9 protein-coding genes are annotated in these 12,255 nt (G+C 47.1%); all 9 read left to right on the top strand.

Translation table 11 applies throughout. The features are described 5' to 3' along the window. The first annotated feature begins 249 nt into the window (after positions 1-249). The 9 genes from DXA55_RS04640 (at position 250) to DXA55_RS04595 (ending at position 12,230) form a co-directional block, all read left to right on the top strand. Entirely contained in the window at positions 250-1,905 is a 1,656-nt protein-coding gene (locus DXA55_RS04640) for a putative manganese-dependent inorganic diphosphatase (RefSeq protein ID WP_117762172.1), read from the top strand. 104 nt (positions 1,906-2,009) lie between these two features. Further along, on the top strand, positions 2,010-2,609 hold the full coding sequence (locus tag DXA55_RS04635; protein WP_117510675.1) for a flavin reductase family protein: 600 nt from the start codon (positions 2,010-2,012) through the stop codon (positions 2,607-2,609). Between the two features lie 349 nt (positions 2,610-2,958). Continuing rightward, positions 2,959-4,293, top strand: coding sequence for an NADP-specific glutamate dehydrogenase (gene gdhA, locus DXA55_RS04630; protein ID WP_055220308.1), 1,335 nt, complete (start codon positions 2,959-2,961; stop codon positions 4,291-4,293). A gap of 430 nt (positions 4,294-4,723) precedes the next feature. Beyond that, positions 4,724-5,077 (top strand): Hpt domain-containing protein, encoded by a 354-nt coding sequence (locus DXA55_RS04625; protein WP_055220310.1) that lies wholly within the window; start codon positions 4,724-4,726, stop codon positions 5,075-5,077. 287 nt (positions 5,078-5,364) lie between these two features. Then, positions 5,365-6,810: a uracil-xanthine permease family protein gene (locus DXA55_RS04620; protein WP_117762173.1), complete on the top strand. Its 1,446-nt coding sequence runs from the start codon at positions 5,365-5,367 to the stop codon at positions 6,808-6,810. 476 nt (positions 6,811-7,286) lie between these two features. Beyond that, positions 7,287-9,131 (top strand): extracellular solute-binding protein, encoded by a 1,845-nt coding sequence (locus tag DXA55_RS04610; protein ID WP_117813157.1) that lies wholly within the window; start codon positions 7,287-7,289, stop codon positions 9,129-9,131. An 89-nt stretch (positions 9,132-9,220) separates the two neighbouring features. Beyond that, positions 9,221-10,132 (top strand): ABC transporter permease, encoded by a 912-nt coding sequence (locus DXA55_RS04605; protein WP_022461207.1) that lies wholly within the window; start codon positions 9,221-9,223, stop codon positions 10,130-10,132. Positions 10,133-10,146: 14 nt separating this feature from the next. Next, positions 10,147-11,034, top strand: coding sequence for a carbohydrate ABC transporter permease (locus tag DXA55_RS04600; protein ID WP_022461206.1), 888 nt, complete (start codon positions 10,147-10,149; stop codon positions 11,032-11,034). 176 nt (positions 11,035-11,210) lie between these two features. Further along, positions 11,211-12,230 (top strand): sugar kinase, encoded by a 1,020-nt coding sequence (locus DXA55_RS04595; protein WP_117813155.1) that lies wholly within the window; start codon positions 11,211-11,213, stop codon positions 12,228-12,230. Positions 12,231-12,255 lie beyond the last annotated feature (25 nt).

Below are 12,255 nucleotides of genomic sequence, written 5' to 3'. Positions count from 1 at the left end.
AGATGAAAAAAGGATGGTAATATGTGTGTAGCCGTTACCAAAATTACTGAGACGCGCACTTGCTGCGCGGCTGCAGGAGAAAGTGATTCAGGTGGCCGCCCGGAACTTCGCGGAGCGAATTTGCATGTGCAGGGCGGCGGTTACTGGTCACGAAGTGAGCAGTAACTGTAGTCGTTACAAAAAAAGAAGTAAAACTACCGGGACGAACTTACTGTATACCACAAACATACAGAAGGGAGGAGTACTATTATGAAATCAAATTCAAGAGTTTATGTAATTGGACATAAAAATCCGGATACGGATTCCATTTGTTCGGCGATTGCCTATGCGGATATCAAGAACAGGACAGATAAAACCAAAACCTACATGGCGCGGCGTGCCGGTCAGATCAATGAGGAGACCGAGTATGTACTGAAGCGCTTTGGCGTGCGCGCACCGGGGTATCTGCCGAATGCGGGAACGCAGGTAAAGGAAATTGAAATCCATGAGGTGCCGAGCGTACCGGGCACGATTTCCGTGAAGAAAGCGTATTCCATGATGAAAAACAACAACGTGGTCACACTGCCGATTACTTCGCCGGACAATGATCTGCAGGGCGTGATTACGGTCAGTGATATCGCAGAATCCTATATGGATTCTTATGACAGCCATGTCATGTCACTGGCAAGGACGCAATACCGCAGTATCGCGGATACGTTGGATGGTTCGGTTATTGTCGGAAATGAACATGGTTATTTTATCCGCGGAAAAGTCGTTGTCGGCGCATTCCATCCGGATACGATGGAGAACTACATCGAAAAAGATGACCTTGTCATTCTCGGAAACCGTGCGGAGGACCAGCTCTGTGCAATCGAGATGGATGCAAGCTGCATTATCGTCGGACTTGGCGCAAAGGTGACGAAAACGATTCAGAAATTTGCAGAGGAAAAATGCTGTGTGATCATCAGCAGTCCGCATGACACGTATACGATTGCGCGTCTGATTAACCAGAGTATTCCGGTCAAATATCTGATGCGCAGAAGCAATCTGATCACGTTCAACACCGAAGATTTCCTCGATGATATCAAAGAAGTTATGAAAAATCAGAGACACCGCGATTTCCCGATTTTGAACAAGAAAGGAAAATATGTGGGAACGATTTCCCGTCGGAACCTGATCGGAAATGCAGGAAAGAAACTGATTCTCGTCGATCACAATGAGGAATCACAGGCGGTCGATAACGTCAAAGAGGCGGAGATTCTCGAGATCATCGACCATCATCGTCTGGGATCACTTGAGACGATGGCGCCGGTTATGTTCCGCAATGAGCCGGTGGGCTGCACGGGAACGATTATGTATGAAATTTATAAGGAAAAAGAGCTGGAGATCGCGCCGAACATCGCAGGACTGCTCTGCGCAGCCATCATTTCCGATACGCTGATGTTCCGGTCGCCGACGTGTACGTTTCTTGACAAAGCGGCAGCAGAGGCACTGGCGGACATTGCAGGCATCAGCATTCCGGAGTTTGCATCCGAAATGTTCCGTGCAGGAAGCAACCTGAAAGATAAATCACCGGAAGAAATTTTCTACCAGGATTTCAAAAAATTCATCATGGGCGATGTTACGTTTGGTGTCGGCCAGATTACATCCCTCGATGCGGGCGAGCTGGAATCCATCAAGGAACAGCTTCTGCCGCAGATGGAAAGCGAGTGCGGAAAACACGGCATCGAGATGGTATTCTTTATGCTGACCAATATTATAGAAGAATCTACAGAGCTTCTGTATTATGGAAGCGGGGCAAAGGAAGTCATCGAAAAAGCTTTTGAAGATCTTCCGGTCAACGAGGTCAGCTGCGAGCTGAAGGGTGTTGTGTCGAGAAAGAAACAGCTGATTCCGGCATTTATGATGGCGCTGCAGAATCAGTAAAAACAGAAAAAATAAAAAAGCGTGGTTCCGGGCCTGAAAATAGATCCGGGGCACGCTTTTTTCGGTCATAAAAGGGTGAAAAAGAGGAAAGGAAAGAAATAAGAATGGGAAAACAGACATGGAAAGCGGGAAATATGCTGTATCCGCTGCCGGCGGTCATGGTGTCGGTGCGCGGAAAGAACGGGGAGGACAACATCATCACCGTTGCCTGGGCCGGCACGGTGTGTACGAATCCTCCGATGGTATCGATCTCGGTGCGGCCGGAACGCTACAGCTATCAGATGATCAAAGAGAGCGGTGCGTTCGTCATCAACCTGACGACGGAGGACCTCTGCTATGCGACCGACTACTGCGGCGTGCGCTCGGGAAGAGATGTGGATAAGTTCAAAGAGATGAAACTGACGAAAGTCGAGGCGGAGGAGATTTCCGCACCGATGATCGGGGAGTCGCCGGTTAATATCGAGTGTAAAGTGGAGCAGGTGCTCGAACTGGGCTCGCATCACATGTTTCTTGCAAAAGTTGTGGCTGTCCATGCGGATGAGGCATACATGGATGAGCGCGGCCGCTTCGATCTGAACCGCGCGAAACCGATTGTGTATTCCCACGGAGAGTACTTCGGAATCGGGAAAAAGCAGGGAACCTTTGGCTGGAGCGTGAAGAAAAAATCGAAAACACCTAATATAAAAACAAAAAACCGCAGCTAATCTTTATTTTCTAAAGAATCAGCACGCGAAATTTTATAGTACTTTCGGTAAAAATATACAAAATCGACAAAAATACTGGGTAAATATTAGAAAACGCTACAAAATCATGATTTATTAGGAATTTTTTGCGTGAAATATTGCAAAAACCGGATATTTTATGCTATAATATCAACCAATCGTTGACCTTATAAAATTAAGTGATCCGGAGGACGGGAGAATCCACCGGAGACGCGAGAGAGTGCGGAAATGATTTTCTCCACGCTTTAAGGCTGATGAGAACCGCAGATGGATCTTTTAAAGAAATCTTTCTGCACTACATTAAGGGAGAAATTTCAAGGAGGAAACTAACATGTCATACGTAGATGAGGTTATTGAGTCCGTAGTTGCAAAAAACCCAGCTGAGCCGGAATTCCATCAGGCAGTCAAAGAGGTTCTGGAATCTCTTCGCCCTGTTATTGAAGCAAACGAGGAAAAATACAGAAAAGTCGCTCTTCTGGAGAGAATGGTAGAGCCAGAGCGTCAGATCAAATTCCGTGTGCCGTGGGTAGACGATAAAGGACAGGCTCATGTAAACACCGGATATCGTGTACAGTTTAACAGTGCAATCGGACCTTACAAAGGAGGAATCCGTCTGCATCCTTCTGTAAATATTGGTATTATCAAATTCCTGGGATTCGAGCAGGTATTCAAAAACTCACTGACCAGCCTTCCGATCGGCGGAGGTAAAGGTGGTTCTGACTTCGATCCGAAAGGAAAATCTGACAGAGAGATCATGGCATTCTGCCAGAGCTTTATGACAGAGCTTTGCAAATATATCGGCGCAGACACCGACGTACCGGCTGGTGACATCGGAACAGGCGCAAGAGAGATCGGCTTCATGTTCGGACAGTACAAGAGAATCCGCGGCGTATACGAAGGCGTTCTGACTGGTAAAGGTTTAAGCTACGGCGGATCTTTAGCAAGAACAGAGGCTACCGGATACGGACTGCTGTACCTGACCCAGGAGCTGCTGAAACTGAACGGCATCGACATCGCAGGCAAGACCGCTTGTGTATCCGGTTCCGGAAACGTTGCAATCTATGCAATCGAGAAAGCTACTCAGCTTGGTGTGAAAGTTCTCACCTGCTCTGACTCCAACGGATGGGTTTACGATCCAGACGGAATCGATGTAGCTGCATTAAAAGAGATCAAAGAAGTAAATCGTGCCCGTCTGACCGAGTACAAGAAATATCGTCCAAACTCTGAGTACCACGAAGGACGCGGCGTATGGGTTGTAAAAGCAGACCTTGCTCTTCCTTGCGCAACTCAGAACGAGCTGCTGCTTGAGGATGCAAAAGCACTTGTTGAGAACGGATGCACTGCAGTATGCGAGGGCGCTAACATGCCTACTACTCTGGAAGCAACCAAATATCTGCAGGAGCACGGCGTAATCTTCGCACCTGGAAAAGCTGCAAATGCAGGTGGTGTTGCAACATCCGCACTCGAGATGTCCCAGAACTCCGAGCGTCTGTCCTGGACCTTCGATGAAGTTGATGCAAAACTGAAAAATATCATGATCAACATCACACACAACATGGTTGATGCTGCAAAACGTTACGGCCATGAGGGCGACTATGTTATGGGCGCTAACATCGCAGGCTTTGAGAAAGTAGCTGACGCTATGATGGCTCAGGGAATCTGCTAATCTGATTTTGAGAAATCCAAAGGGATCTCCGGTTAAGACCGGGGGTCCCTTTTTGCATAAAAGATAGAAGAAACACAGAAAAATAACGAAAATTACAGTGTACAAAAAACATTACATTTTGCAACGAGACTAGACAGAAGAAATAGACTTTCACGCGGTACCGTGTGAATAAAACGACAGAATATGCGAGTAAGTTGTATTATTATGCATGAATGCAATATACAGGTAAGATAAAAACGTAAGAAAAACGTAAGAAAAAAGATGTTTTATGTTCAGAAATAGAGCGTATAGTAAACAAAAATAATGCAAAAATAATGAAAAGCAGAAGTTGACAAGAGCTTGCGTGAGAAATATAATTATTTATGTATTGATAAAGAACTTGTTTGCATTAATATGTAATGAATTTGCATACAGGGAAGAGGAAGAGAAGATGACATTAAAAGATTGCTACATGCAGATGGGAGCAGATTACGAGGAAACCGTTCAGCGGCTTCGCAGTGAATCTCTAATTCAGCGGATCATTTTAAAATTTCCGCAGGATCCGAGCTATCAGGAGCTTTGCCAGGCACTGGCGGACGGAAATATTGAGGTTGCATTCCGTGCAGCTCATACATTAAAAGGCGTGTGCCAGAATCTTGGTTTTAAAAATCTGTACGAGCCAAGCGCCGAGCTGACCGAGCGGTTAAGACCGCTGCAGGAGACCGAGACGGATGATCTGATGCAGAAGGTGACGGAAGAATATAACCGCACCGTAAAAGCGATTGAGGATTTCCAGAACGCTTAAATTGAAGGAAGAAAACAAGGAGGCATTGATCTGTGAGATGAGGAACACAGACCGGTGTCTCCTTTTTATGGAATTCTGTACAAGATGCGGGTTGACGGGAAAAAAGAAACATGATAATCTTTTTACATAAAAGCACAGCTTATGAAGAAGACTTGTTTAAAAAGAAAAACTTATAAGTATCTATAAGAAAAAACAAGGACGCTTTGCCGGAAAAATTCCGGCTGTGCAGGGCATATTCCATACCGAAAGGCAAGGCAGCCCAAATCTACAAAAGCAGGAGAAAAGCAATGAAAAAAGAAAAAAGTTCAGCTATGGGAACCCCGTACACCTTTGAAGGACGGATTCCGCTGAAGCAGGCGATTCCGCTTGGATTGCAGCATGTAATGGCGATGTTCGTAGGAAACCTCACCCCGCTTCTGATCATCATGGGAGCGTGCGGTCTGACGGCGGATGCGGGCTACGGTGCACTTCGTACGGCTCTTTTGCAGAATGCAATGACAGTAGCCGGTATTGTAACACTGGTACAGATGTTTTCGATTGGACCGATCGGCGGTAAAGTGCCGATTGTTATGGGTACATCTTCTGGATTCCTCGGCGTATTCAAGAGCGTGACAGCCGTGCTGGGACAGGGCGCGCTGACGTACGGCGCTATCCTTGGTGCGACAATTGTCGGCGGTCTGTTTGAGGGCGTGCTTGGCGTCTGTTTAAAGCCGCTTCGTAAATTTTTCCCGTCGGTTGTTACCGGCTGCGTCGTTATGGCGATCGGTCTTTCGTTGATTCCGGTTGGAATCAATTATCTCTGCGGCGGTTCCGGAACGAACGATTACGGTTCCATACAGAACCTGTTCCTTGGCATGGTCGTTCTGATTGTAACGCTGGCACTGAAGCACTTTACAAATCCGAAGGGAATCTTAAGCACGGCTTCAATTCTGATCGGTATTTTAGTCGGCTACGTGGTAGCTATTATTATGACCATGGTTCTGCCGCATACCGGAACGGCGGTTCTTGAGGATGGAAGCACTGTTTCCTATACATATTCCTGGGTTGTCAATTTCCAGCAGGTAAAAGATGCGTCCTGGTTCGCACTCCCTGGTATTGCAGGCTTTGGAAAACTGGCTGAGGTAAAACCAGTCTTCCGTGTGGAGGCAATTCTCCCGGTAGCGATCATGTTCATCGTAACAACCGTTGAGACGGTCGGCGATATCTGCGCCTGCGTAGAGAGCGGTATGGACCGCGAGGCAACCGATTCCGAGCTTTCCGGCGGTATCATCTGCGACGGTCTCGGATCCAGCTTTGCAGCAGCACTCGGCGTTCTCCCGAATACTTCTTTTGCACAGAACGTCGGCATTATTTCGATGACAAAAATCGTAAACCGTATGGCACTTTCCTGCGGAGCCATTTTCCTGATCCTCTGCGGACTCTGTCCGAAGATTGCAGCATTTGTATCCATTATGCCGCAGTCCGTACTCGGCGGTGCAGCCGTTATGATGTTTGCGTCAATTCTGGTTTCCGGTATCCAGCTCATCACAAAAGAGCCGATTACGAGCCGTGAGATCACGATCGTTTCTGTTGCACTGGGTCTTGGCTACGGCCTTGGTTCCACAGCGGGAGCAACTTCTGAGCTTCCTTATTATATCCAGCTGATTTTCGGCGGCTCCGGTATTGTTCCGGCAGCTGTTGCGGCGATTGTACTGAATATCATTATTCCAAAAGAGAAGAAAAAAGCAGAATAAAGAACAAAAAAAGAAAAAGAACCTCTTATGTTTCCGGAAAGAAGTATTCCCGGGGAGAGATAAGAGGTTCTTTTTTATTGTGCTGCCCGGCATTCGGAGGGAACTGCCGGTAGAAGGCTCTGCAGGTAAAATGTCTGAAAATACGAGGAATATACAAAGTGACGGAAAAAGCACAAAAAATCCGTCAATAGATAAAAGAATAACGAAAAAGAAAAAGTCAAGATTGACTATAAATTTTAAAATAGTGTACAAAATCGACAATATGAATTAAAAAAACGAAATAAATTGTGAAAAATACATAAAAAATGCTTGTCAAAACGGGTGGAAGAGAGGTGTAATCATTGCATAAAAAGTGTGACGAAAATGTGAAAGTTTTAGGCAAAACGTATGATTAAAAACAATGGATTCTTCGTAAGCCTGGACAAAAGCAACAACGGAGCACGCAAAAAGAACGTAAATCACAAGGAGGACACCAAATGAAAAAGAAAGTAATTTCTGCATTACTGGCAAGCACCATGATCGTAAGCCTGGTAGCATGTGGCAGCACTGGAGGAGACAGTTCTGACGCAAACAGCAAGAGCAGCGGCACAACAGCATCAAGTACGGCAGGCGGCGATGAAGCAAAGGATACCTCATCGGACAGCGGCTCCGGCGATGCAGCAGGTTCTGGTGACTGGGTTGCAGCAGCTGATGAAGCAGACGATGCAGTACCGGGTGAAAATGACGATCGTGCGTTTGCAAAATTTGATCATGTCGTAGAAGTACATTATGGATATCAGATCGACCCGAAGGATACCACACTTCCGGACGGCGATTCCGTAGATAACAACCAGTACACCAGATACCTTCTGGATAACTACAACATCAAAGTTGTCTGCGACTGGACTGCAGGTAATGCATCTGACTTCCAGCAGAAAGTCTCTCTGGCAATCGCATCTGCTTCCCTTCCGGATGCAGTCATCGCACCGACCCGTAACTACCTGGTACAGGCCGCAAGAGCAGATCTTCTTGCAGACCTCTGGCCGGAGTTCAACCAGTACGCATCCAAACAGGTAAAAGAGATCATCGAGACCACCGAAGGACGTGCAATCAACAACGCAACGGTTGATGGAACCTTCTGTGCACTGCCGAACGTATCCGTAGATACCGACGGTGTTTACCTGTATTTCATCCGTCAGGACTGGCTGGACAAGTTAGGACTGGAAGTTCCGAAGACAGTTGACGAACTTGGCGAAGTAGCTCAGAAATTTAAAGATGCAGGTCTCAGCCCGGATTACTCTATTGCAGGTATCGACAACGGCGGAAGAACCTACTCCAACTTCCTGAACTCCTCCAACAATGGATACGGTTTCGATGCTGTATATCAGGCATTCAACGCAACACCGGGATACTTCCTGAAAGACGATTCCGGCGAGCTGTATTGGGGAACTACAACAGATGAGATGAAAGAAGCCCTTACCACTCTGCATGACTGGTATGAAAAAGGCCTCATCAACCCGGAGGTTGGTACCACAACCAACGGTGACAATGCAAACAACGTTAAGAACGGAACCTGCGGTATCTTCATGGGACCATGGTGGAGCCTTGGATACGGCAACCCGGATTCCTTCCGTAACGACAACAACGCAAACTGGCAGGCATATCCGCTGTACACCAACGATGGTGAGTGGAATGTCCATATGAAAGACGTTGGAACCACTTACACAATGGTAAACAAAAACGCATCTGATGATGTGAAGAAAGCCATTGTTATCATGAACAACGTACTCGTTCGTGATGAGTCTACCTTCGATACTTCTGTAGCAATCGGCTGGTATCCGCTGCGTAACACCATGGCAGCTACCGACGAGTGCGAGTATGAGTATGATGCACTGATGGGCATCCTCAAAGGCGAATCGTCTGCAGATGATTATCAGCAGGGCGGAAGCAAATTCAACGGTCTGTACAAGAACCTTGCAAACGATGCTGCAACCTTAAGCGAAGTTATTTCTTCTGATTATGATGGATCCAGAGACCTGGCTGTAACCGATATGGATGTTAATACCAACAACGGACAGTTCAACAGATTCTATGCACTGCTGATCGGTGACCGTCCATATGCAACACTTGAGCCGGATCACAAGATCTACTCTGAGCTGTACTACACCATCGATGGAATGGATACCTACTGGACCCAGATTTCTGACCTGGAAGACAAGAGCGTCCTTCAGTTCATCACAGGTGCTAAGAGCCTTGACGAGTGGGATCAGTTCTGCACTGACTGGCATGTACAGGGCGGTGATCAGATCCTTGAACTGGTAAAAGATTACCTGGCTGAGTAACTTATGTAAATATATGATGTGGAGGGTGGGGTACAGGAAAACCTGTACCCCATCACTTTAAAAAAATGACATCAAAGGAGGATCTTGCCGTGAAGAAGAAAAAAGGCCATCTTGGGCTGTCAAATTCCTTTCACTATACGTTAATGGTTCTGCCGGGTTATATCTGGCTGTTCATGTTTTCCATCGTCCCGATGGTCGGTATTGTAATGGCATTCCAGGATTACAATCCGAGTAAAGGATGGTTCGGCTCTCCGTGGGTAGGCATGAAATGGTTTAAATACCTGACGGTTATCCCGGATGCAAAACGGGCACTTGTCAACACACTGATCATTGCAATTGCAAAGGTTATCCTGAATATCATCATTCCGCTGGTGTTCGCACTGCTGCTGAATGAGGTAAAGAATATGAAGTTCAAAAAGACGGTTCAGACGATCGTATATCTGCCGCACTTCGTATCCTGGGTTATCCTGGCAAACATCATTACCAATATCCTTGGTGCAAACGGAATTTTCAATACCGTCCGCAGTGCATTCGGTGCAACGGATACGGTTCTTCCAATGACGATTCCTGGCATCTTCCGTCAGTTACTGATCGGAACCGATGTATGGAAAGAGTTCGGTTACAACGCAGTTATTTATCTGGCAGCCCTGACCGGCATCAGCCCGAGTCTTTATGAGGCAGCTGCTATCGACGGTGCAAGCCGCTGGAAACGAGTATGGCACATCACCATCCCGGGTCTGGTTCCGACCATCGTCCTTCTGACCACACTGGCAATGGGCAACGTTCTGAATGCTGGTTTCGACCAGGTATTCAACATGTACAACCAGCTGGTTATTGAAACTGGTGATATCATTGATACATATGTATACCGTGTTGGTATTACAAACATGCAGTTCTCGCTGGCTACTGCAGCAGGTCTCTTCAAATCTGTTGTCAGCTTCGTGCTGGTTGTTACTTCTTATGTTTGTGCTTACAAGTTTGCTGATTACAAGATTTTCTAAGGAGGGCAGAAATTATGATAGAAAGCAAGAGTTTTGGCAGTAAAGCGTTTAAAGTCATAAATGCCATCATCCTGATTCTCCTGGCATTCAGCTGTTTTTATCCGTTATGGTATACGTTCTGCGTATCCATTTCTTCGAAGGCAGCCGCTGAGGGCGGTCTTGTAACTGTTTACCCGATCGGACCGAACGTAAAATCCTACAGCCTGATCATGGGTGATTCCGCATTCTGGAATTCCTTCTGGATTTCCATCAAACGAGTTGTCATCGGAACCGTATGGACCATGGTTGTCCTGATCATGATGTCCTATCCGCTGGCAAAGAGCAAAACAGAGTACAAACCGAGAAACGTCCTGATGTGGATCCTGGTATTCTGTATGCTGTTCAATGGTGGTACCATTCCGTGGTTCATCACCGTTAAAAACTATGGTATGATCGATACCATGGCAGCGCTGGTTCTGGCTGGTTCTGTTCCGGTATTCAACGTACTCCTTATGATGAACTTCTTCCGCGGTATCCCAGGAGACCTTGAGGAGGCAGCCCGTGTAGACGGTGCCGGCCCGTGGCGTATCCTGTGGCAGATCGTAGTTCCGTGTTCCAAACCGGTTATTGCAACCATCGTCCTCTTCACATCTGTTGGTTACTGGAACGAGTATTTCCAGGGCCTGGTATTAATGAACAAGGAGACGAACTATCCGTTACAGACCTACATCCGTCAGATCTCCGTTCAGATCCCGGTAGGCGTAACCCTGACCGCAGAGCAGTATCAGCAGTTAGCACAGAACTCCAACAAATCTCTGGAGGCAGCAAAGGTATTCATCGCCCTTGTTCCTATGCTGATTGTATATCCGTTCCTGCAGAAATACTTTGTAACCGGTATTACACTGGGAGCAGTAAAAGAATAATGAAATACACGAAAAGAGGCTTTCTGAAGAGAAACAGAAAGCCTCTTTTTTGTGCTTTTCTGCGATGGAAAACGGGGGTGGTTTCCGCAGGTTTTTCTTGCGTCCGTGGGGAAAACAGCGTAAGATAAAGAAGTATTGAGACAAAAAAGCAAATTGCTTTTGGAGGGGATTTTAGTATGAAGGTACTTACTTTTGGAGAAGTGATGCTGCGTCTGAAAACACCGGAGCATCTGAAAATTTTACAGGCAGATACATTTGAAGCCAATTACGGCGGCGCGGAGGCGAATGTTGCGGTTTCCCTGGCGACACTCGGGGACGATGTTTCGTACGTGACAAAAGTGCCGGAGCACCAGGTGGGACAGGCAGCCGTCAATGAGATCCGCCGGTTCGGCGTCGATACATCCCGTGTGCTGCGGGGCGGCGGACGCGTTGGTATTTACTATTTTGAAAAGGGAACGAATATCCGCCCGACGAGCGTGGTTTATGACCGCGCTTACAGCGCAATTGCAATGGCAAAGGCAGAGGAATTTGACTGGGAAAAACTGCTTGATGGCGTAGATCTCTTTTATTTTTCCGGTATCACGCCTGCCATCAGCACAGAGATTGAAAAAGCGCTGGAGAACGCTCTGGCGCTCTGCAGAGAGAAAAAAATCCAGGTGGTATGTGATCTGAACTACCGCGGAAAAATGTGGTCCACGAAGGACGCACAGCGCGTTATGCGCCGTCTGATGGCGTATGTGGATGTCTGCATTGCAAACGATGAGGATTTTGAATCATCACTTGGCATTCCGGCGTACGACGGAGATATGTCGCGCGGCATTGAGCAGATCGAGTCTTACAAAGAGGGCATGCTGGAAATCCAGAAGCAGTTCCCGAACTGCAAAGCGGTTGCGAGTGTGCTGCGCAATCTCTACACCGTGGAGGACGGCGACTGGATGGGAATTTACCTGAAAGACGGAAAATTCTACGAGAGCCCGGTTCGTAAAGTACACAGCTTTGAGGCAGTCGGAGCCGGTGATGCATTTGGCGCGGGACTGATCCATGCGATGCTTCATGATTTTGAGCCGCAGAAAGCCATCGACTTTGCGATTTCCGCAAGTGTTTTAAAGCTGATGATCCAGCACGATGCCAATGTGGCGAGCGAAACAGAGATCGAGCAGATCATGAAGCAGGGCGGAACGAATCTGCAGAGATAGGATAGAGAAAAATTTACGAGACAGC

The sequence above is a fragment of the Blautia sp. OF03-13 genome (genome assembly GCF_003460685.1).
Lineage (GTDB): Bacteria > Bacillota > Clostridia > Lachnospirales > Lachnospiraceae > Fusicatenibacter > Fusicatenibacter saccharivorans.
The sequence above is the reverse complement of the archived record's forward strand: the minus strand, read 5'-3'. Positions and strand labels throughout refer to the sequence as shown.